At 64.8% G+C, this 19994-nt stretch carries 21 protein-coding genes and 1 riboswitch; of the genes, 11 read left to right on the top strand and 10 right to left on the bottom strand.

Annotated elements, in window-relative coordinates; all coding sequences use genetic code 11:
* The first annotated feature begins 72 nt into the window (after window positions 1–72).
* On the top strand, window positions 73–852 hold the full coding sequence (locus QM797_RS04100; RefSeq protein ID WP_283273859.1) for an enoyl-CoA hydratase/isomerase family protein: 780 nt from the start codon (window positions 73–75) through the stop codon (window positions 850–852).
* On the opposite strand, the gene QM797_RS04095 is transcribed toward QM797_RS04100, so the two are convergent.
* Entirely contained in the window at window positions 835–1452 is a 618-nt protein-coding gene (locus QM797_RS04095) for a DUF998 domain-containing protein (RefSeq protein WP_283273858.1), read from the bottom strand. The genes QM797_RS04100 and QM797_RS04095 overlap by 18 nt on opposite strands.
* A gap of 67 nt (window positions 1453–1519) precedes the next feature.
* On the opposite strand from QM797_RS04095, the gene QM797_RS04090 reads away from it, so the two are divergent.
* Both QM797_RS04090 and QM797_RS04085 read left to right on the top strand, forming a co-directional pair.
* Window positions 1520–2083, top strand: a complete 564-nt coding sequence (locus QM797_RS04090; protein WP_283273857.1) for a TetR/AcrR family transcriptional regulator — start codon at window positions 1520–1522, stop codon at window positions 2081–2083.
* Between the two features lie 26 nt (window positions 2084–2109).
* On the top strand, window positions 2110–3465 hold the full coding sequence (locus QM797_RS04085) for an ABC1 kinase family protein (protein WP_502942290.1): 1356 nt from the start codon (window positions 2110–2112) through the stop codon (window positions 3463–3465).
* Window positions 3466–3513: 48 nt separating this feature from the next.
* Here the strand turns inward: QM797_RS04085 and QM797_RS04080 are convergent, their stop codons facing one another.
* The gene (locus tag QM797_RS04080; protein WP_283273855.1) at window positions 3514–4491 is read right to left on the bottom strand and encodes an NADPH:quinone oxidoreductase family protein; all 978 of its coding nucleotides are present in this window, start codon (window positions 4489–4491) and stop codon (window positions 3514–3516) included.
* 170 nt (window positions 4492–4661) lie between these two features.
* On the opposite strand from QM797_RS04080, the gene QM797_RS04075 reads away from it, so the two are divergent.
* Window positions 4662–5348 carry a dienelactone hydrolase family protein gene (locus QM797_RS04075; RefSeq protein ID WP_283273854.1) on the top strand — a complete coding sequence of 229 codons (687 nt, stop codon included), beginning with the start codon at window positions 4662–4664 and terminating at the stop codon, window positions 5346–5348.
* Window positions 5335–6243: an amidohydrolase family protein gene (locus QM797_RS04070; RefSeq protein ID WP_283273853.1), complete on the top strand. Its 909-nt coding sequence runs from the start codon at window positions 5335–5337 to the stop codon at window positions 6241–6243. The genes QM797_RS04075 and QM797_RS04070 overlap by 14 nt, the downstream gene beginning before the upstream one ends.
* Before the next feature lie 7 nt (window positions 6244–6250).
* Here QM797_RS04070 and QM797_RS04065 read toward each other — a convergent pair whose 3' ends face one another.
* Together QM797_RS04065 and QM797_RS04060 are read right to left on the bottom strand one after the other, a co-directional pair.
* The gene (locus QM797_RS04065; RefSeq protein ID WP_283273851.1) at window positions 6251–7096 is read right to left on the bottom strand and encodes a patatin-like phospholipase family protein; all 846 of its coding nucleotides are present in this window, start codon (window positions 7094–7096) and stop codon (window positions 6251–6253) included.
* A 29-nt stretch (window positions 7097–7125) separates the two neighbouring features.
* Window positions 7126–7992, bottom strand: coding sequence for an alpha/beta hydrolase (locus QM797_RS04060; protein WP_283273850.1), 867 nt, complete (start codon window positions 7990–7992; stop codon window positions 7126–7128).
* Window positions 7993–8158: 166 nt separating this feature from the next.
* Here QM797_RS04060 and QM797_RS04055 point away from each other — a divergent pair, with 166 nt between their 5' ends.
* Window positions 8159–9346 carry an alkane 1-monooxygenase gene (locus tag QM797_RS04055; RefSeq protein WP_283273849.1) on the top strand — a complete coding sequence of 396 codons (1188 nt, stop codon included), beginning with the start codon at window positions 8159–8161 and terminating at the stop codon, window positions 9344–9346.
* Window position 9347: 1 nt separating this feature from the next.
* On the opposite strand, the gene QM797_RS04050 is transcribed toward QM797_RS04055, so the two are convergent.
* Window positions 9348–10550 carry an ATP-binding protein gene (locus QM797_RS04050; protein ID WP_032378585.1) on the bottom strand — a complete coding sequence of 401 codons (1203 nt, stop codon included), beginning with the start codon at window positions 10548–10550 and terminating at the stop codon, window positions 9348–9350.
* 231 nt (window positions 10551–10781) lie between these two features.
* Here QM797_RS04050 and QM797_RS04045 point away from each other — a divergent pair, with 231 nt between their 5' ends.
* Window positions 10782–11249: an alpha-isopropylmalate synthase regulatory domain-containing protein gene (locus tag QM797_RS04045; RefSeq protein WP_283273848.1), complete on the top strand. Its 468-nt coding sequence runs from the start codon at window positions 10782–10784 to the stop codon at window positions 11247–11249.
* A 141-nt stretch (window positions 11250–11390) separates the two neighbouring features.
* Here QM797_RS04045 and QM797_RS04040 read toward each other — a convergent pair whose 3' ends face one another.
* Window positions 11391–11906 (bottom strand): HD domain-containing protein, encoded by a 516-nt coding sequence (locus QM797_RS04040; protein WP_283273847.1) that lies wholly within the window; start codon window positions 11904–11906, stop codon window positions 11391–11393.
* A gap of 114 nt (window positions 11907–12020) precedes the next feature.
* On the opposite strand from QM797_RS04040, the gene QM797_RS04035 reads away from it, so the two are divergent.
* Genes QM797_RS04035 through QM797_RS04025 form a run of 3 tightly spaced genes read left to right on the top strand, consistent with a single transcriptional unit; the run spans window position 12021 to window position 14926 of the window.
* On the top strand, window positions 12021–12920 hold the full coding sequence (locus tag QM797_RS04035) for a metal-dependent hydrolase (protein ID WP_283273846.1): 900 nt from the start codon (window positions 12021–12023) through the stop codon (window positions 12918–12920).
* On the top strand, window positions 12917–14023 hold the full coding sequence (locus tag QM797_RS04030; protein ID WP_502942257.1) for a PDR/VanB family oxidoreductase: 1107 nt from the start codon (window positions 12917–12919) through the stop codon (window positions 14021–14023). The genes QM797_RS04035 and QM797_RS04030 overlap by 4 nt, the downstream gene beginning before the upstream one ends.
* Before the next feature lie 12 nt (window positions 14024–14035).
* Complete coding sequence (locus tag QM797_RS04025; protein WP_283273845.1) at window positions 14036–14926, top strand: alpha/beta fold hydrolase; 891 nt, start codon at window positions 14036–14038, stop codon at window positions 14924–14926.
* 9 nt (window positions 14927–14935) lie between these two features.
* Here the strand turns inward: QM797_RS04025 and QM797_RS04020 are convergent, their stop codons facing one another.
* Complete coding sequence (locus QM797_RS04020) at window positions 14936–16204, bottom strand: LLM class flavin-dependent oxidoreductase (RefSeq protein WP_283273844.1); 1269 nt, start codon at window positions 16202–16204, stop codon at window positions 14936–14938.
* A 1-nt stretch (window position 16205) separates the two neighbouring features.
* The gene (locus QM797_RS04015) at window positions 16206–16967 is read right to left on the bottom strand and encodes a 3-oxoacyl-ACP reductase (protein WP_283273843.1); all 762 of its coding nucleotides are present in this window, start codon (window positions 16965–16967) and stop codon (window positions 16206–16208) included.
* A 48-nt stretch (window positions 16968–17015) separates the two neighbouring features.
* Window positions 17016–17108, bottom strand: a riboswitch (TPP riboswitch).
* A gap of 105 nt (window positions 17109–17213) precedes the next feature.
* On the opposite strand from QM797_RS04015, the gene QM797_RS04010 reads away from it, so the two are divergent.
* Window positions 17214–17528 carry a hypothetical protein gene (locus QM797_RS04010; protein ID WP_283273842.1) on the top strand — a complete coding sequence of 105 codons (315 nt, stop codon included), beginning with the start codon at window positions 17214–17216 and terminating at the stop codon, window positions 17526–17528.
* On the opposite strand, the gene QM797_RS04005 is transcribed toward QM797_RS04010, so the two are convergent.
* Both QM797_RS04005 and QM797_RS04000 read right to left on the bottom strand, forming a co-directional pair.
* Window positions 17518–18813 (bottom strand): alpha-amylase family glycosyl hydrolase, encoded by a 1296-nt coding sequence (locus QM797_RS04005; RefSeq protein WP_283273841.1) that lies wholly within the window; start codon window positions 18811–18813, stop codon window positions 17518–17520. The two genes, QM797_RS04010 and QM797_RS04005, sit on opposite strands and share 11 nt — an antisense overlap.
* On the bottom strand, window positions 18813–19991 hold the full coding sequence (locus tag QM797_RS04000; protein WP_283273840.1) for an alpha-hydroxy-acid oxidizing protein: 1179 nt from the start codon (window positions 19989–19991) through the stop codon (window positions 18813–18815). Before QM797_RS04000 ends, QM797_RS04005 begins: the two co-directional genes overlap by 1 nt.
* Window positions 19992–19994: the final 3 nt, after the last annotated feature.

Here is a 19994-nt window from a genome sequence, read left to right as displayed (position 1 = left end):
GTGTGTTCCCAACCGTACATGCCATCTCGGCAGTCTCCCAATCGCCTGGTCAACGCTCTACGGTTCTCTTCTATGCCCACCGAGTCCTCCCCCGTCCTGTCCTTCCCGCACCGGGCCGTCGCACAGATCACGCTGAGCAACCCGCCGGTCAACGCGCTGACCCGTCCGGCGACGCGGCGGCTGCATGCCGTTCTGCGAGAACTGGCTCGGGACGCCACAATTCGAGCGGTGGTTATCACCGGCGAGCGGGTGTTCAGCGCCGGTTCGGACATCTCCGAAATGCCGGAGATGCAGAAGGACGGCGACGTGCTCGCACGCAAGAGCACCTTCGAGAACGCCACGCTCGATCTGCTGGCCGAACTGCCGCTTCCGACGGTTGCCGCGGTCGACGGATTCGCGTTGGGCGGCGGACTCGAGATGGCGCTGTGCTGCGATCTCGTCGTCGCCGATGCGGGAGCTCAACTCGGGCTGCCGGAGATCGACCTCGGCGTGATCCCCAGCAGCGGCGGGTCGATGCGCGCGCTGCGCCGAGTGGGTCAGGCCCGCGCGGCCGAACTCGTGCTGCTCGGCGAGCCGATCGCCGCCGAGACCGCGCTCGAGTGGGGTCTGATCAATCGGGTGGCACCGCGCGGTGCATCGCTGTCGGTGGCCTTGGACCTGGCGCAGACGCTCGCTCGGAAATCCCGCTCGGCGGTGCACGCGAACAAGCGAGCACTCGAGCTCACCTTCGGGCCATCCCCCTACGAACCGGCACGACGGGCATTGCCGGTGTTCGAGGAAGCGTTCGGATCGCCGGACGGACGGGAAGGCGTGCGCGCCTTTCTCGCCAAGGAATCACCGAGATTTCGTTAGGCGTCGCTGCGCGAGAATCGTTGCGCCGGTGACGATCTCCCATCCGATGATGGTGTAGACCGAGATCCGCTCGAACGCTCCGCCGCCGAGGATCCCCGTGTCGGCGAGAAACAACGCGAAACCTGCCAGCCCCGCGACACCGGCCAGGGCGCTGCCCGCCGTGTACCACCGCGGCGCTCCGACGCGGCCGCCGTACCGGCCTGCAGCCAGGAGCACCAGGTTTCCGCCGATGATCGCCATACCCGCGCCCGCCGCATGCGGCGCCGATGCTCCGTCGACCGAGGCATGCGCGAGCCCGACCACGATGCTGCCGACGCCGTGCACAACCGACGTAACCAGCACGATCCACCGCGCTCGACCCTCGAACAACACCGACAGTCCGAGGCCGGCAAGAACGAACAGCGTGCCGTCGACCACGAAACCGGTGTTCATCACCGCGTGCCACGGTGAGATGTCCGGGATCCCGAGGTCACTGATGTTGTTGCGGGCGTAGCTGTACGGGCGGTCCGTCCAACCGAGCGCCGCAATTGCTTCGGCGGCCAGGTAGGTCACCCCGCCGACGAGGAAGGCTCCGGCGGCCAGGACGGTAGTTCTCTTCACAGCTGCATGGTCCGATCTCGAGAACCCAGTTACACCTCGCGTGTACCGATTGGTACAGTACCGGCTCATGAGCGATCGCCACGATGTGGTGCCGATACTCGCAGGGGTGTTCCGCGACCACGGGTTCGACGGTTCGTCTCTCGCGGTCATCAGCAGGCAGACCGGCCTGGGGAAAGGCAGTCTCTACCACTACTTTCCGCGCGGCAAGCAGGAGATGGCCGAGGCCGTCCTCGACGACGTGGAGCACTGGTTTCACCACAACGTGTTCGAGCCGCTGCGGCACGGCACCGATGCGGCGTCGACCACGCACGACATGTTCGAGCAGACCGCCCGCTACTTCCGTTCCAACCGCCTGGTGTGTCTGTTCGGCGCGTTCACACTCGGACTGGAGCGCGCGGCCTTCTCGGGACGCGTCGCAACACATTTCGCGCACTGGATCGAGGCACTCACCCCGGTACTGAATCGCCTCGGACACGGCGAGTCGGCGGCCGAACTCGCCGAGGAGATCGTCGCCGGTATCCAAGGTGCGTTGGTGCTCTCGCGCGCATCGGACGACGAGACGAGATTCGATCGTCTGTTGTCGCGGCTGGAAGCATCGGCCGCACGCCTACCCGCGGGAGTGCACGCATGAGCCCCGATGCCACGACGCCCGAGCCCATGACACCCGAGCCCATGACACCGAAGCCCGCACCCGAGCTCAGGACCTTCGGGATACGAGAACTGCTGCGGCTGATCGTCATCGGCTCGGTATTGACGTACTTTCAGTTCGTTGCGATCGGACGCTGGGTTCGTGCGCCCCGACGCGGGTGGCCCGTGCATGCCTCGGAGGCCGTCGTCGACGCGTTCTTCGCTCTCGGACCCACATTCGTCAAAGTCGGGCAGCTGATGGGCTCCTCACCGGGGCTGTTCCCGAAGGTCCTCGCCGATACTTGCCTGCGGTGCCTCGACGAGGTTCCACCGTTCCCCGGCTCGCAAGCCCGCGCGGTGATCGAGGCCGACCTGGGCCGCGGAATCGACGATCTGTTCTCCTCGTTCGACGACGTGCCGCTCTCGTCCGCATCGGTTGCTCAGGTACACCTGTGCGTGCGCCGCGACAACGGGCGCGAAGTGGTCATGAAGGTGCAGCGGCGGGGCATCTACCACCGCATGAAGATCGATCTGCGGATCGCGTACCTCATCGCCCGCGGGCTCGAGAAGTTCATTCCGTTCTTCGCCACCGCCAATGCGTCGGCCATCATCGTAGACATGCATGCCGCCACCTTCGCCGAACTGGACAGCGCCGTGGAAGCCAAGCGCCAGGACAGCTTTCGCGCGGCCATCGGCTTGTTCGGAGACAACGAGCACGTCACCGCCCCCGAGGTCTTTCTCGACTACTGCGGCGGCCGCGTCATCTGCATGGAACGCATGCACGGTTCCCCACTCGACCGCTACGAGCCCGGAGAGCAGTCCGAGCTCATCGTCCGCCGCGCGGCCAAAGTCTGGATGGAAGCACTTGTGCTGCACGGCCTCTTCCACGGCGACGTGCACGCGGGCAACGTGTGGGTGCTCGACGACGGCAGGGTGGCGTTCCTCGACTTCGGAGTCATGGGCGAGGTGGACGAGCAATGGCGCGCGCTACTACTCGACCTGTTCCATGCCACCGTGATCGACGGCGACTTCACCCGGCTCGCAACCACCGTCAAGCGCCTGGGAATCGTTGCACCACAGATGGGTTCGGATGCCGAGGTCGGGGCGATACTGCAGTCGGTGTTCGCCCCGATGCTCTCGACGACCCTCGCGCACTTCAGTCTTGCAGACTTCATCCGGGCCCTGGTGGGCATGGGCAAGCAGTACAAGACGTCGAGCCCCGAGGAGTTGATCCTGGTGGCCAAGCAACTCGGCTACTTCGAGAGATACGCCATCGAGCTCGCACCCAACTGGGCTCTGGGCACGGATCCGTTCGTCTTCAAGAATGTCTTCCCCGCCGAGATAGCCGCCTTGGCCGAGGCGAGGGGTGTCGAGTTGCCGGAGTGACCCGGCAACTCGACGCAGTGATTTCGGCAGATATCAGCGAGTGCTGAGTCAGCGAGCGAAGTCGAGCACCACTTTGCCTGCGGCAGTGCGGTTCTCCAGTGACGCGATCGCCGCGGCGGCCTCGGCAGCCGGGAACACCGAGGGCTCGGGTGCGACGAGCGAACCGTCGGCGAGCAGCGGTTCGATCTCGGCCCACTGGGTGGCCAGGTAACCCGGCCGCGTCATCCACCACGCGCCCCAACCGACGCCGACGACATCGACGTTGTTGAGCAGTAGCCGATTCACCTTGACCGTCGGAATCTCACCACCGGTGAAGCCCAGCACCAGAATTCGGCCCGACGGTGCGAGCGAGCGGATGCTGTCGGTGAACCGGTCGCCGCCCACCGGATCCACGACCACATCGACGCCGCGTCCGCCGGTCAATTCCTTGACCGCGTCCTTCCATCCGTCTACGAGAACGACGTCGGTGGCTCCGGCGGAGCGGGCGACGTCGGCCTTGGCCTCCGAGCTCACGACGGCGATCACCCGGGACGCACCGAGTACCGGAGCCATCCGCAGCGCCGAGGTTCCGATACCGCCGGCGGCACCGTGCACCAACACCGTCTCACCTGCAGCCAGCCGGCCGCGTTCACGCAGTGCGAAGTGCACCGTCAAGTCGTTGAACAACAGCCCGGCCCCTGCGGTGAGCGATACCGACTCCGGCAGTGCGAACACCGTATCGGGTGAGACCACGGCGACCTCGGCCATACCGTCGCTCAAGCCCGTCAGCGCCGCGACGCGATCGCCGGCCGAAAAGCCGGAGTCCGCCGGAGCCGACCGGACGACACCGGCGATCTCGCTTCCAGGAACGAACGGCAATTCCGGCTTGTACTGGTACAGCCCACGGGTGAGCAGCGCATCGGGAAAGGCGACGCCCGCGGCATGGACCTCGATGACCACCGACCCGTCGCGCGGGGCAGGTTCGTCGATGTTCACCACGCTCACCGAGTCGGGTCCGTCGAGGCTGGAGATCAGTACCGCGCGCATGAATGGTCCTCTCGGTCGGGATCGTTCCCTGCACGCCACCGTACAAAACTGCCGAACTCACCGTGGCTACCGGCATGCGGTACTCCCCCGCTGGGTCGTTCCGCGGGCTCCACTCCCAGCACTGGGTCGTTCCGCGGGCTCCACTCCTGCCGATGTGCTCCAATCGAAGGGTGAACACCACTCCCCTCACCGTCGCCTCGCCCGACGGCACCGCCCGCGGCGGCGTCATCGTCATCCAAGAAGCCTTCGGCGTCACCGACCACATCGTCGACGTCTGCAATCGAGTCGCGGCCGCAGGGTGGGTTGCGGTCGCTCCGCATCTGTTTCATCGCCAGGACGGCGTCACTGTGCTCGACTACTCGGACATGGACTCGGCCATGGCGGCCATCGGGAAATTGAAGGCTGACGAGGTGGACTCCGACGTGGACGCGGCGGCGAGTGCGCTCGCCGAATTGGGATTCGAGCCCTCGTCGATCGCCATCGTCGGCTTCTGCATGGGTGGCAGTGTGGCGTTCCAGACCGCTGTTCGACGCCCCATCGGTGCGGCAGCGACATTCTACGGCGGCGGAATCACGAAGGGCCGCTTCGGTTATCCCACGATGGCCTCAGTGGGCGACGCCCTCCAGACACCCTGGCACGGATTCTTCGGAGACCTGGACGAGGGCATCCCGTTCCAGGACGTCGAGACGTTGCGCGAGATCACCGCAACGGCCCCGGTCGACACCGAGATCACCCGTTACGCCCACGGCAAGCACGGGTTCCACTGCGACGACCGCCCCGCCGTGTTCGACGCCGACGCCGCCGCCGATGCCTGGGGCAAGACTCTCGAGTGGTTCGACGCCCATGTCGCACGCTGAACAACCGCGCTCCGACGCCGAACTTCTCGAAGAGACGGAACGCATCGTCGCCTTCTGGACCGAGCTGTCGTTGCCCGGCCTGTTCGACGTCCACTCACACTTCATGCCGAAGAACGTGATGGACAAGGTGTGGAGCTACTTCGACAGTGCCGGGCCGCTGACCGGCAGCGTGTGGCCGATCTCGTATCGATTCGCCGAAGATGAACGGCTGGAGGTCATTCGAGGGTTCGGTGTACGACGCTTCACCTCGATGATCTACCCACACAAGCCGTCGATGGCTGCCTGGCTGAACTCCTGGGGAGCCGATTTCGCGGCTCGTACCCCCGACTGCCTGCAGACCGCCACGTTCTACCCGGAGGACGATGCCGCCGAGTACGTCGAGCAGGCAGTGGCCAACGGAACCCGAATCTTCAAGTCTCACATCCAGGTCGGAAACTACTCCCCGAACGATCCCCTGCTCGACGGCGTCTGGGGCGCGATCTCGGACGCACAGATACCGGTGGTGATTCACTGCGGTTCCGGCCCGGCACCCGGCACTCACACCGGACCGGGGCCGATTGCCGCTCTGCTGCAACGGTTCCCGAAGCTGCCGTTGATCATCGCGCACATGGGCATGCCCGAGTATGTCGAGTTTCTGGACCTGGCCGATCGCTACGAGAACGTTCGCTTGGATACCACGATGGCGTTCACCGATTTCTCGGAGGCGGGGGCACCGTTTCCGAGAAACGAGTTGCCGCGGCTGCTCGATCTGCAGAATCGGATTCTCTTCGGCAGCGACTTTCCCAACATCCCGTATCCCTACCTGGACGCTCTACACGCTGTGCGCCGCCTGGACCTCGGAGACGACTGGGTGCGCTCCGTGTGCTGGGGCAACGGGGCCGCACTGTTCGGCTAGAGGTTCTCTAGACCCAGAACTCGGCGATTCGCTCGGCGATGGCATTACCCTGCGCTCGTCCGGCCACGGCTGCAGCCGATCGAACGGCGATGTCGGTGGCGTCGGGTCCGATCGCCGCGGACGAATCGGCATCGGGCGCAACCACTTCCACTTTCGAGCCACCCTTGACCAGACGTTCTCGTTCGATCTCGAAGGGATCGTCCTCGAGATCGAGTGCACCGACCTTGAGCACGAGCACCTTCTCGAAACCGACTGCCAGATCGGCATTTTCGCTTGCCCGGATCCCGCCGTCCACGTAGCGGTGATCGCCGATCGTCACCGGCGGCCACATGCCCGGGATGGCGCAGCTCGCGGCCACCGCGTCGATCAGTTGGACGCCCGAGCCCCGATCGAGAACCCGATGCCGACCGGTCACAGCGTCGACCGTGACGATCCGCAGATCGCGGTTCGGCCACGAGTGCGACGGCAGCCGTCGTTCGATGATGGCGCGACGCTCGCGTTCGGTGATCGTCGACGCCGACAGCGCCTCGGTACCGATGCGCCTGCGGGTGTCGATCGCACTGCCGTCCGAATTCTGGGCCGCCCGAGCCAGCATGGAGACCAGCTCGTCGATGGTCGCCTCGGCGTGCGGCTCGTCGTCCTGTTTCGATTCGTCTGCCTGACGCCCGAACAACTCGGCCAACGTGGCACCGCTCGAGATCTGCGCTGCCACCGAGGATCCGGCCGACGTGCCGAGCAGCATCTCGGCGTCTGTGACGTCGGCTCCGGATTCTGCCAATCCCAGTAGGACACCCGTCTGCCACGCAATACCTGCGACTCCGCCGCCGCCCAATACGAGTGCTCGCCTGGTCATGGCCTTACTCCCTTCATCGAAAAGATCCGTCAGGAACTTACAGCGCTGGTCTGTACTCGCGGACGCAGCCAGGCGATGAGGTCGTCGAGGACGCGCTCCTTCTCTGGTTCGTTGAATACTTCGTGGAACAGCCCGTCGTACTTCTTCAGGGTCAGGTCGTCGGATCCGGCCAGCTCGGCGATGAGTTCGCTGCCGGAGACATCGGCCAATCCGTCCGCGGTTCCGTGCTGAAGCAACACCGGAATCGTCAGCGACGGCAGGCGCGCCGGGAAAGTGTCGCCGACGCCGAGCATCGCCGCGGCGAGGCCCGCCGAGACGCTGCCGTGGTAGCCCAACGGATCGGCAACGTAGGCGTCGACCACGTTCTTGTCCCGCGAGACCAGGTTGGGGTCGAGCTTGAGTACGGGAGCGGCCGGTACCAGGCGTCCGAGGATCTTTCCGACCGCCACCAGGGCTTTCGGTTGCCCGACGCTCGGAACCACGGCTGGGCCGGACAGCATCAACCCATCGAGGTCGGCGTGATGGTCGAGGGCGTAGGACAGTGCGATCGCGCCACCCATGCTGTGGCCGAGCAGGAAGATGCGCTTGTTCGGGTACTCGTCGGCTGCGATTCCGAACAGGGTGTGCAGGTCGTCGGTGAAGTCGGACCACTTCGCCAATGCCACCCTCTTGCCGCCGGAGCGCCCGTGGCCGCGGTGATCGGGCGCATAGACGACCGGGCCGAGAGAGCAGAGCCGTTCGATCACGTGCCGGTACCGGCCTGCATGCTCGGCCAAGCCGTGGGCCAGCACGACAACCCCGGTCGGTGTGTTCTCGGCTGCAGTCTCGGGGGTCCAGACGTCGTAGACGATTCGGGTTCCGTGAACACCGGCGAACGACGAATCGACATGCTTCATGCGGTCACCGTACAAGGGTGGCGGGTCGTGCGATGGCCCATCGGCCAACCCGCAAAGATTCGCTCCAGTAACTATCCTGGTGGAGCCGGCGATGTCATTGTGAGACGCCACTACCGCCCTGCCTCGGCCCGAGGTTCGGCCACAAACGAGGAGTTACGAACCCAGAATGCGTGATGAGTCCGCCACCAGCACGTCGCCTCGGTGGCGCGACCCCAAGCGCTACCTGTGGCCGCTGGGATTGACGATTCCTCTGAGTCCGTTCCTGGCCTGGGGTCTGGTGACTCTCCTCGGTCCCGGTGCTTTCTGGACCCTCGGTCTGATGATCATGGGCATCGCGCTGCCCCTCGTGGACAAATTCGCCGGTGTCGACCGCAGCAATCCCCCCGACGAGGCGATCGCTGCGCTGGAGAAGGACCCCTACTACCGGTGGTGTGTCTATCTGTTCCTCCCGCTGCAGTACGCGGGACTCGTGGCCGCCTGCTATCTGTGGGCGCACGGACCGCTTGGGGTTCCCGAGCGGATCGGCCTGGCGATCACCGTCGGCATCGTCGGCGGAGTAGGCATCAACGCCGCGCACGAACTGGGCCACAAGCGTGCACGCCTCGAGCGATGGCTCTCGAAGGTGACGTTGGCACAGACTCTGTACGGCCACTTCTACGTCGAACACAATCACGGCCACCACCTCCGCGTTGCCACCCCGGACGATCCGGCATCGGCGAAGTTCGGCGAGTCGTTCTGGAAGTTCCTGCCGCGCACCGTCGTGCACGGCCTGCGCTCGGCCTGGGAGCTCGAATCCCGACGCCTCGCCCGGCAAGGCCTGTCGCGGTGGTCGTACCGAAACAATCTGTTCAACGCCGCGGCCATGAGCGTCGCCCTGTTCGGCGTACTGATCGCCGTCTTCGGCACCGTGATCGTGCCGTACCTGGTGCTGCAGGCCGCGATCGCCATCGTTCTGTACGAGGCGGCCAACTACCTCGAGCACTACGGGCTGCTGCGTCAGAGGCGGCCCAGCGGGCGGTACGGCAAACCCACTCACCGGGACAGCTGGAACAGCGATCACCTGTGGAGCAATCTCTTTCTCTACCACCTGCAACGCCACAGCGATCATCATGCGAATCCTGTGCGCCGCTACCAGGCCCTGCGCACCGTCGACGAGTCCCCGCAGCTACCGGCCGGGTACGCCGTGATGATCTTCTGCTCACTGATTCCGCCGCTGTGGCGCCGGGTGATGGACCAGCGACTGATCGACTTCTACGACGGTGACGCAGACCTCGTCAACGTCGATCGCTCCGACCCCAGGGCTGTGCGGAAGCTCGAGCAGCTATGTGTCGAGCGAGCACAGGCGCACCGATAGTTCACACCGCCGCAGGTTCGTCGGTCTGCGCGCGCAGATAGCGGCCGAAGTGCGGCACCGTGAATGCGATGGTTCCGCGCTCGGCCGAGTAGATCAGGCCCTTCTTGATCAAGCCGTCGCGGGCCGGAGACAGTGACGCCGGCTTGCGCTTCAGTTCGGTCGCCACGGCCGAGGTCGGCACCGAGCCGTCGTCCACCGACAGTTCGGCCATCGCGCGCATGTATTCACGCTCGGCAGGCGTGGCGCGCTCGTAGCGAGAACCGAAGAATCCGACGGCCAGTTCCTCTTCCGCTGTCGGGGCAGCGACACGTACGTCCTCGACGGTGATCGGGGTGTCGGCCGCAAGATCCCATGTCGCCTTGCCATACGCCTGCACGAAATACGGGTAGCCGTCAGCAGCCGCGTACAGCGCGTCGAGGGCGTCGGGGGTGAATTCGACGTCCTCTCGATCGGCCGGTGCGATCAGCGCGAGATCGGCCGCGGCTCGTTCCAGCCGACCGATCCGGTGGTAACTGAACAGGCGCTCGGAGTAACTCTTGGATGCCGACAGCACTGCAGGGAGGTGCGGCAATCCGGCACCGACGATGATCAGCGGCGCGGTGTCCTGACTGAGCTCGTGACACGCAGCGCACAAGGCGGAGATGTCGGCGGGCCCGAGGTCCTGCATCTCGTCGATGAAGATGGCGATACCGACACCCACATCGCCGGCGAGCGCGGAGGCGTCGAGCAGCAGTTCCACGAGGTCGATCTCGATGTCACCGGAGTCGGCGCGGCCGGTCTTCGCCGGAACGTCGATGCCCGGTTGCCACCGCTCCCGCATGCCCTTGTCGGCCGTGGAGCGCAGAGCGAAGGCCTTGAGCACGCCGAGGAACTCGTCGACGCGTTCGGGATCGCGGTGCGAGGCCGCGATGCCGCGTACCGCCATGTGCAGGGCCGAGGACAACGGTCGACGCAGTTCCTGGTCCGGGCGGGCCTCGATCTTCCCGGTTCCCCATCCGCGGGCGATGGCCGCGGACCGGAGCTGATTGAGCAGCACCGTCTTCCCGACGCCCCGTAGACCGGTGAGTACGACACTGCGCTCCGGTCTGCCGCGGGTGATGCGTTCGAGCACTACGTCGAAGGCGTCGAGCTGCTTCTTTCGGCCTGCGAGCTCGGGTGGGCGCTGGCCGGCGCCGGGGGCGTAAGGGTTACGCACGGGGTCCATGGGGCCAAAGTTACAACGAATCGTGCGATATATGCGGACATCTAGCTCGTGTCCTAGAGATGTGTATTCACTCGATACTTGCGCCGCAGCCCACGTCGCCGCTAGGTTCGGAGGCGTGAAGCGCATTCTCGTAGTACGCCGCCGTAGCGGGGTCTGATTCGGACCGACCCCTCGCTGCGGGTCTTCGTGCTACCTCTTCGGTCCTCCCTTCACATCGGAAGACCACTCCTGATGAATGCACTTGCTTCCACTTTTGCCACCGATCCCTTCCACAGCCGATTCGGTTGCGCCCTGCCGCGCACGATGCGCGACGAAATCACCTGGCCACACATGTCGTGGGCGAACTTCACCGAACGCTTCTCACCCACCACCGGACCTCTCCGACTGGGGTCATGGACTGCCGGCACGGCAACTGGTGGGCGGACTGCTTACGACGCGACCTTCGGCATCGGCGACACCATCATCACCTGTGCCGCAACGACATACGGGCCGATCGAGGCACTGTCGTCGATGTTGCACGACGCCGGATTCCGCATCGAGATTCTCTCGTTTCACCAGCAGATCATCGGCGACGAGACCGCCACCTTCGTCCTGACCGAGCACGACGGACGTCGCGAATGGGCGATGGGCATGGATGCCGACGCGACTCTGTCGTCCATCAGGGCAGTCATCGCCGGGGCCAACCTGCTGGCTCGGTAGCCCCTACCGACGGCGCGAACTCGAAGTTGAGGACGAAAAACCGTCGGAAAGTGTCCATAACTTCGAGTTCGACGCCGCCTTCTGGCTCGGTAGCGCTTTCTTCGCCTGTCTAGCACTTGTGCAAGACAGGCGAAGATCTCGCTAGGGCATCTCGATAGTCTCGGCTCGGTGGACTTCGGCCAGTGCCCGGCGCAGGTAGGTCTCGGCCCGGCCGCGGCGCACTGCAAGTAGATCCGCGACCACCAGCAGCGCGTGCGCCGGACGTGGCCTGGAGCGGGCTTGCTCTTCCGTATCCGCGACTCCGAGGGCTCCGGTGAGTACCTCGACGAACCCGGCGATGTCCAGATTCGGCAGCCAGTGCGCCCCTCGCACGGTTCGGCCGAGCACTTCCTGGACGTTCTCGCCGGTCAATCCATCGCTATATACCTCCTCAAGCAACGTGCGTACCATTTCGGCATGCACGTGACCGGCTTGCGCCGAGTCCGAGCGGCCCAACAGCTCGACGGCGTCGTCGAACGCGATCGGATCCCCCGCCGCAACAGCGGCCAGGGCATCGTTCGTGGCATCGGCGATCCGTCGAACCTCGGCCGGCCACTCGGCAGGCCATGTGATGGGGACGGTGCTCGGGGGAACAGCCGCTGGGGAGGGGTCGGTCATGACAGAAGTCTCTCATCGACAACCGACATGGTTCCATTTACATGTAACTGGTGTTTATACTAAGTTGCGCTCTGTGGCATCGGCCACACATGCGGAGTGGAGGAGGTGGACTCGATGAGCCAACGGAAGACTGTTGCATCGGATCCCGGCGAAGTGATGCTGCAAGCCAGGAACGTCAAGTTCGACTGGAGTGATCTGCCGATGCACTGGGTGCCGGGCGATCCGTACACCACGCACGTTCTCAACGTGCTGCACCTGATCCTTCCGGCCGGCGAGCACTGGTTCGTCGACACCTTCAAAGAAGCGCTGCCCTACATCGACGACGAGAAGCTCCGCGACGACGTCATCGGCTTCATCGGCCAGGAAGCCGTCCATGCCGAGGCCCACACCGGGGTACTCGTGCACCTCCGGGCAAACGGGCTGGACCCCACACCGTTCACCGACCAGATGGAATGGGCCTTCGGCAAGGTGCTCGGATCCGATTCGGTGACGAGCTTGCGGTCCAAGAACAATCTGGTCGAGCGCCTGGCCCTGATCGCCGCCATCGAACACGTAACGGCATTCCTCGGCGACTGGGTACTCAACGCCGACGGCCTCGATCGTGCAGGTATCCACCCCACCATGCTCGATCTACTGCGCTGGCACGGTGCCGAAGAGGTCGAGCACCGCTCGGTCGCCTACGACACGTTGCGGTACTTCGACAAGCGCGAGGTTCGTCGGTTGCGCACATTCGTGGTGGTCGTACCGTTGGTGGGATACATCTGGATGCGCGGAATCATCTTCCTGATGAAGAACGACCCGGAGCTCCAGACCGCGCCGAAGTCCACCCGTAAACCTCGTTCTGCGCTGTGGAGAAAATCGGTCCGTCGTGGCACATTGCCTGCGCTGACGCACGTCGGTCGCAGCATGTCGCGCTACCTCAAGAAGTCCTACCACCCCAGCCAGGAGGGCTCCACCGCGCAGGCCGTCCGGTACCTCGCGTCCTCGCCTGCCGCGCAGGCTGCGGCGCGGTGAAACTCACTTCACGTCGCGTCCCTCGGCTGCTCCCGAAGGATGCGCCGCCCGACCTGCGCGGACGAGCACGTCCCGATCGCTCGATGCAGCTGCTCGGTACGTTCCTCAACGGGTACATGCACGCCGCAGCACGTGCGGAGTACGACGACGCCGTTGCCGGCCACAATCCCGATTCCGCGTTGACGCTGGTCGTCACCGATCGGGAGATCGTCGCCGAGGACAACGATGTCGCTGCCCTCACCCTCGCGTCGCCGACGGGGGCTCAACTGCCGATCTGGCACCCGGGCTGTCACCTCGATCTGCACCTGCCCTCGGGCCGTCGTCGGCAGTACTCGTTGTGCGGCAACCCCTCCGACCGAAGCTCCTATCGCATCGCAGTGCGCCGAATCCCGACCGGCGCAGGTGGATCCATCGAGATGCACGGCCTGGAGCCAGGCACCGAGGTCACCGTCCGCGGCCCTCGCAACGGGTTCCCTTTCGTCGGTGAGGGCAGCGCCCTGTTCATCGCGGGTGGTATCGGTATCACTCCCATCATCGCAATGGTTCGTGCCGCAAGGATTCTCGGCATGGACTGGCAATTCGTGTACTGCGGTCGCTCCCGCGACACGATGCCCTTTCTCGACGAGATCGAGAGCTGGGAATCAGATCGCGTGTTCATCCGGACCGACGACGTGCACGGATACCCCGGTGAAGGCGAGCTACTAGAGCGCGCCCCGGCCGGCGGTGCCGTCTATTGTTGCGGCCCCACCCCCATGCTCGACGCCGTCCGCCGCGACTTCAGTCAGTGCCCCTCCACCGCACTGCATTTCGAGCGCTTCGGCCCGCCGCCGATTCTCGACGGCCACCCGTTCGAGGTGCAGTTGATCAGCAGTGGGGCTGTGCTCGACGTGGCCGCCGACGCCTCCGTGTTGACCGCAGTCAAGGAACAGAAGCCCAATATCGCGTACTCGTGCCAGCAGGGCTTTTGCGGCACCTGCAAGGTGCGGGTGCTCTCCGGTGAGCCCGAGCACCTGGAAACACGATTGACCCCCGAAGAGCAGCGCGATCACATGCTCATCTGCGTCTCCCGCGCACGCAGCGCACGTCTCGTCCTCGATCTATAGAACGGAAACCTCTTGAGCAGCAACGCGGTTCGCACGACGGTCGTCAACGAGGGAATCCGACTGGCGGTATTCGAGAGCGGCAACCCCGAAGGTGACCCCATCGTCCTCGTGCACGGTTGGCCCGATACCCACGAGCTGTGGAGCCACATCGTGCCCCAGCTCGAGGACCGCTTTCGGGTGATCAGCTACGACTCCCGCGGTGCAGGCGAGAGCTCGGTTCCCACCGAGCAGTCGGCGTACAAGTTGGCGCGACTGGCGTCGGACTTCTATGCCGTCGCCGATGCGGTCAGCCCCGATGCTCCCGTTCACGCACTCGCGCACGACTGGGGCGCCGTGGAGGTATGGGAGGCCGCAGCCCAACCCCAGGCGAAGGATCGAATTCGTTCCTACACATCGATTTCGGGACCGAACCTCGACCATCTCGGTAAGTGGTCGCAGTCGCGCCTGCGTCGTCCGACGCTCACCGGCATCAAGCAGGTCCTAGCCCAGACGCGAGCGTCCTGGTACACCGTCACCTTCCATATCCCCGGTCTGTCCACGCTGCGGATCAAGCGGCAGTTCGCCAAGGGTTGGCCGGCGTTCCTCGAGGAGTTCTCGGGAGTCGACCCGAAGCTCGTCACTCAGAACCCCACGCTGTGGTCGGATGCCACCAACGGCACCAATCTGTATCGGGCCAACATCATTCCGCTACTGACCAATCCGCGGAATCGATACATCGACATCCCCGTCCACCTGATCGTCAACACCGAGGACGTCGCGGTGCGTCCGTACCACTATGACGACACCGGCAAGTGGGTGAAGAACTTGACCCGCAACGACATTCCAGCGGGGCATTGGTCGCCGATCTCCCATGCCGACGACATCGCACGGTTGACGCGAGAGTTCATCGACTCGCTGGGCTGAACCTTCAGGTCATCCGGTCAGATGCCCGCGCAGCGTGGACGACGTGTATTCGGATCGAAAGAGGCCGCGCTGCTGCAGGATAGGGACCACCTGATCGGCGAAGTCAACGAGCGAGTCCGGGTAGCGCGGGCACATCAGGTTGAATCCGTCGGCACCGCGACCGATCCACGATTCCATCTCGTCGGCGATGGACTCGGGCGTGCCGATCATCGTGGCGTGCCCACCACCGGCCGCGAGGGTGCCGAGCAACTCACGCACGGTGGGGCGATCCTTCTCTACGATGCGCAGAATCGTCTCGTAGCGGCCCTGCGGTCCGGTGAACTCTACTGCCGGCGGTAGCGTGGGTACCGGTTCATCGAGTTCCCAACCAGCACAGTCCTGTCCGGTGAAGGTCGACAACATTGCCAGTGACTGCTCGGTAGGTAGCAGCCGATCCAGTTCGGCCTTCTTGCGTCGGGCCTCGGCCATCGTCGATCCGATGTACGTCACCAAACCCGGCATGATTCCCACTGCCGCGCTGTCACGACCGGCTCGATCGATTCTCGACTTCACGTCGCCGTAATAGTTTTGCGCTGCAACGAGATCGTAGGCGACGGCATAGATGGCCTCGGCGTACTTCGCGGCGAGATCGCGACCCGGACCCGACGCCCCGGCTTGGAACAGCACCGGCCGACCCTGCGGTGAACGCGGCACCGTCAACGGACCGTCGACGCGAAAATGTTTGCCCTCGTGATCGATGGCATGCACCTTGGCCGGGTCTGCATACGCTCCGGCGCGATCGAGCGTCAACGCATCGGCGTCCCACGAATCCCACAGCGCCAGTGCAGTATCGACGAACTCCTCCGCGCGGGCATAGCGCTCCTCGCGAGCCGGGATGACATCCATCCCGTGATTGCGCGCTTCGGCGTCGAACATGGAAGTGACGACGTTCCAGCCCGCCCGGCCACCGCTGATGTGATCCAACGACGCCAGCATGCGCGCGGCATGGAACGGGGTGTAGAACGTCGACGACACCGTGGTGATGAGACCGATGTGCGTGGTGGCCCTGGCCATGGCCGACAACGCGGTGATCGGCTCGAGGAACCAGGTGCCTGCACCGGCGGGGTCGCGCACCGAATGTCCGTCGGCGAAGAACACCGCATCGAACTTGCCCCGTTCGGCGAGTTGCGCGAGTTCCTCGTAGTACGAGATGTCGCCGAGATCCTCCACTCGCGAATCGGGATGACGCCACGCGGCGCTGTGGTGGCCGCAACCGTAGAGAAAAGCGTTGAGGTGCATGTCAGTTCTTGACCAGGCCGCCGTCGACGACGAGATTCTGGCCGGTCACCGACCGCGCCCACGGCGAGGCGAAGAACAACAGGGCGTCGGCGAACTCTTCCGGGGTGGTGACGCGTTGCAGCGGGGTCGAGGCTGCGATGAAGTCGAATACCTCGGCCGGGGTGGCGGCGCTGGCGTCGGTGGTGCGCAGCAGTCCACCCGAGACCATGTTGACGGTGATGTTGTCTACGCCAAGATCCGCGGACAGAGTGCGGGTCAGCGAGAGCAGTGCGGCCTTGGACGCGGTGTAGTCGTGGTACGGCACCACCGGATTCTGAAACAAGTTGGTGCCCACGTTGATGATTCGGCCGAAGCCCGCCTCGCGCATACCCGGCAAGGCAGCCTGGGTGGTGAGCAATGCCGCACGGACACTGCCACGCAGCTGTGCGTCGAACCGCTCCCAGGTAATGGTGTCGGCTTTCGGCCGTGCATCTCCGTCGAACGAGAAATCGGCCAGCGCGTTATTGACGACGGTCGTGATCGGAGTGCCGAAATGTGTTCGTGCGGTGTCGAACAGCCCGGCCACGTCACCCTCGTCGGTCACGTCGCCCTGCACCTCAATCGCGTTATCACCGAGCCTGGCGGCCAGCGCCTCCGCAGCATCACGGCTTTTGCGGTAGTCGATCACCACGCGTGCGCCCTCACCGGCGAAAGCAGCGGCGATCGCTGCTCCCAGTCCGCGGCCGCCGCCGGTGATCAACACTGTCTGCTCGTCGATTTTCATGCGCCTCGCCTCTCGTTCGAGGTCGGGACCGTTACGAGGGGACAGGAATACCGAAAATCACGACATTCCCTTCGCTGGTCCTAACCAGATCAGGTTCGACGGGTGTGATCTCAGCCCTGCCGGGCACCCCGTGTCGCGGTCGACTGTACCCACCGGCCTCGATTCGGCGCTCCATTGCCGTCGCTACGACTCTTTAGCGTCATCGATAGATACCTGAATACGACCATCACGAGTTACTGTGCCGCCATGGCCGAACGCGTCTACCTGGAGTATCGCCTCGACGAGAACGTCATTTTCGTCCTGGACCATCGCACGGTCGACGTGTTCGATGCTGCCGTGACCGTCGCCTCTGGCGGCCGGTGTCGCTGGCACGTGGACCAGCTCGGTGTCGACGCCAAGCAGACTCGCCGCGGCACCAAGCTCACCATCGGCCTGCGCACCGCGGATGGCGGCATCCACGTCAACGGCGATCGAATGATCCTCACCGTCACCGACGAACAATTACCGCAACTGATGGCGTTCTTCGATCGCGCGAAAGCAGCCAGAACTATCAGCCGATGACGGCCCAGCCGTGCGGCGGAACGCTCACCCGGCCGTCGTTCAGGTGCGCCTCACCGGCCAGTACTTCGCTGCCCTGAGCCGCGTAGTCGATGGCATCGTCGCCGAGGTTGAGCGCCACCGTCATCGAATTGTCGTCCCCGGACACGCGGTAGAGCAGCGCCGTGTTGGTGAGCTCGAGCGTCTCGGTGCGCGCGGAGTGCAACCACGGATTGCGACGCCGTACTCCGATCAACTCCTGATGCACGCGATAGACCGGCCAACCGTACGGGGCCAGATCATCCGGGGATTCGGGGTACTCGGGACGCACGTCGTCGTCACCGCCGACGCGATCTTCCTTGATGCCGCGGAACGCCTGTTCGTCGCCGTAGTAGATCATCGGCATCCCGCCCACGGTGAACAGGACCACCAATGCGTGCACCAGATGTCGCTCGTCCTCCACGACGCTGGCGATGCGATTGACGTCGTGATTTCCGACGAACGTGGCGGGCACGAACGCGTCGAGCCACCCGTTGTGACGCTCCAACGCGTGCGAGAGCTCGAAGAAGTTCTTCTCGCTCAGGCCACTCCAGATCGCCTTCCACAGTTCGTACTGGGTAACCGAATCCAACGTGGAGGCCGAGACGATCCGGTCGTAGTCACCGTGAATGACCTCACCGAGAAAGTATGCGTCCGAATGCTTCTCGCGGACCTTCGGCAGTACCGCGGCCCAGAAGCGCGGCGGTACCGCGTAGGCCGCGTCGAGCCGCCAGGCGTCGACGCCGCGTTCGAGCCAGTGCGAGAGCACGTTCACGACGTACTCCTGCACGTGCGGGCTCTCGTGGTTGAGTGCCACCAGTTCGTCGTGGCCCTCGAAGTTGCGATGCGTCGGCTCGTCGCCGGACCAGTCGAGGTGGAACCACCCGGCGGCCTCGGAGTCCGGGCCCTCGGACAGGGCCTCGCGAAACTTCGGAAAGCTCTGTGCCACATGGTTGAAGACGCCGTCGAACATGACCTTCAGGCCTCGACCGTGCGCGGCGGTGATCAAGGAGTCGATGTCCTCGTCGGTACCGAGCCTGCCGTCGACATGAAAGTAGTCGACCGTGTCGTAGCCGTGCTTCTCGGACTCGAAGATCGGCCCGAGGGCAATGCCCGACGCACCGAGTTCGAGTGCGTAGTCGAGCCACTTCTCGATTCTGTTCAGCCGGTGCAAATCCGACTGGGATTCACCGTCCCATCCGTGTACCGGCGCACCGGTGAAGCCGAGTGGGTACAGGTGCCACCAGATAGCGTGCTTCGTCCACTCCATCAGGACTCCATGATGGAGTCGAGGCCGAGTTCGCCGGCACCGGTGTGACCCGACAAACTCGTCACCAGATCGAATTCCGCGAGCAGGCAACGTAATACGTGTGCGACGCCTTCTTGCCCACCGAGCGCGAGACCGTACAGGAACGGTCGGCCGAGCAAGACCGCATCCGCTCCGAGCGCCAACGCCTTGGCCATGTCGGCACCGGTGCGCACACCGGAATCGAACAGGATCGTCAGAACGTCTCCGACCGCGTCGACGATGGACGGCAAGGCGTCGAGTGACGCTCTGGCCCCGTCGACCTGACGGCCGCCGTGGTTGGAGACCACGATGCCGTCGACGCCGTGGGCTGCTGCTTCACGGGCGTCGCCGACGGTGCAGATTCCCTTGAGCACGATCGGGCCGCTCCAGTGCTCGCGCAGGAAGGCCAGGTTCTTCCACGACAAACCGGGGTTGGGGAACATCTGCGCCCAATGCATCGCGGCGGCAACCGGATTCTCCTCGACGGGCTGCGCCAGTCCGGCCTGGAACGCCGGGTCGGTCAGGTAGTTCTCGATGCCGAGGTTGGCCAGGAACGGGAGGTAGCCGCGGTCGAGATCGGCGGGCCGCCAGCCCAGCAACGTGGTGTCGAGAGTCAGCACCAATGTGGTGAACCCGGTGTCCTTCGCGCGCTGCAGGAAGCTCAGCAGTACCGATTCGTCTGTCGGCCAGTACAACTGATACCAGCGCGGAGCATCTCCGCCTGCCTCGGCGATCTGCTCGAACGAATGCGATGCCTGCGTCGAATGAATATACGGCACACCGAGTTCCGCAGCCGCTCGAACCGTCGCGAGCTCACCGTCGGGATGGGCGAGAGTCTGGATGCCGACGGGCGCGATCAGCAGCGGAGCCGGCATATCGGTGCCGAGCACGGTGCATGCGTGATCACGCGAGGCTGAACTGCGCAGCATCCGCGGCGTGATGGCCCATTTGTCGAACGCCGCCCGGTTCGCCCGCGCCGTCGATCCGCTGCCCGCGCTGGCGACGATGTAGCCCAAGGCCTCGGGCGAAAGCTTCTCGGCAGCTTGGTCCTCCAGCCTTGCCAGGTTGGTGGTGATCGGCGGTGTCTGCTGCGCGAACATCCCGGCGGCGTAGATGCCGAGTTGGTGATCACTGAAGTTACTGGGCCTGGCCTCGGTCATCGT

The sequence above is a fragment of the Rhodococcus sp. IEGM 1381 genome, assembly GCF_030056795.1.
GTDB lineage: Bacteria > Actinomycetota > Actinomycetes > Mycobacteriales > Mycobacteriaceae > Rhodococcoides.
Note: the sequence above shows the minus strand (reverse complement) of the source record. Positions and strands in the feature narration are given on the sequence as shown.

Coding starts and splice junctions, on each gene's coding strand:
- QM797_RS04100 (WP_283273859.1), top strand. CDS start 73: ATGCCCACCGAGTCCTCCCCCGTCCTGTCCTTCCCGCACCGGGCCGTC.
- QM797_RS04090 (WP_283273857.1), top strand. CDS start 1,520: ATGAGCGATCGCCACGATGTGGTGCCGATACTCGCAGGGGTGTTCCGC.
- QM797_RS04085 (WP_502942290.1), top strand. CDS start 2,110: ATGACACCCGAGCCCATGACACCGAAGCCCGCACCCGAGCTCAGGACC.
- QM797_RS04080 (WP_283273855.1), bottom strand. CDS start 4,491: ATGCGCGCGGTACTGATCTCCAGCCTCGACGGACCCGACTCGGTGAGC.
- QM797_RS04070 (WP_283273853.1), top strand. CDS start 5,335: ATGTCGCACGCTGAACAACCGCGCTCCGACGCCGAACTTCTCGAAGAG.
- QM797_RS04065 (WP_283273851.1), bottom strand. CDS start 7,096: ATGACCAGGCGAGCACTCGTATTGGGCGGCGGCGGAGTCGCAGGTATT.
- QM797_RS04060 (WP_283273850.1), bottom strand. CDS start 7,992: ATGAAGCATGTCGATTCGTCGTTCGCCGGTGTTCACGGAACCCGAATC.
- QM797_RS04055 (WP_283273849.1), top strand. CDS start 8,159: ATGCGTGATGAGTCCGCCACCAGCACGTCGCCTCGGTGGCGCGACCCC.
- QM797_RS04050 (WP_032378585.1), bottom strand. CDS start 10,550: ATGGACCCCGTGCGTAACCCTTACGCCCCCGGCGCCGGCCAGCGCCCA.
- QM797_RS04045 (WP_283273848.1), top strand. CDS start 10,782: ATGAATGCACTTGCTTCCACTTTTGCCACCGATCCCTTCCACAGCCGA.
- QM797_RS04040 (WP_283273847.1), bottom strand. CDS start 11,906: ATGACCGACCCCTCCCCAGCGGCTGTTCCCCCGAGCACCGTCCCCATC.
- QM797_RS04035 (WP_283273846.1), top strand. CDS start 12,021: ATGAGCCAACGGAAGACTGTTGCATCGGATCCCGGCGAAGTGATGCTG.
- QM797_RS04020 (WP_283273844.1), bottom strand. CDS start 16,204: ATGCACCTCAACGCTTTTCTCTACGGTTGCGGCCACCACAGCGCCGCG.
- QM797_RS04015 (WP_283273843.1), bottom strand. CDS start 16,967: ATGAAAATCGACGAGCAGACAGTGTTGATCACCGGCGGCGGCCGCGGA.
- QM797_RS04010 (WP_283273842.1), top strand. CDS start 17,214: ATGGCCGAACGCGTCTACCTGGAGTATCGCCTCGACGAGAACGTCATT.
- QM797_RS04005 (WP_283273841.1), bottom strand. CDS start 18,813: ATGGAGTGGACGAAGCACGCTATCTGGTGGCACCTGTACCCACTCGGC.
- QM797_RS04000 (WP_283273840.1), bottom strand. CDS start 19,991: ATGACCGAGGCCAGGCCCAGTAACTTCAGTGATCACCAACTCGGCATC.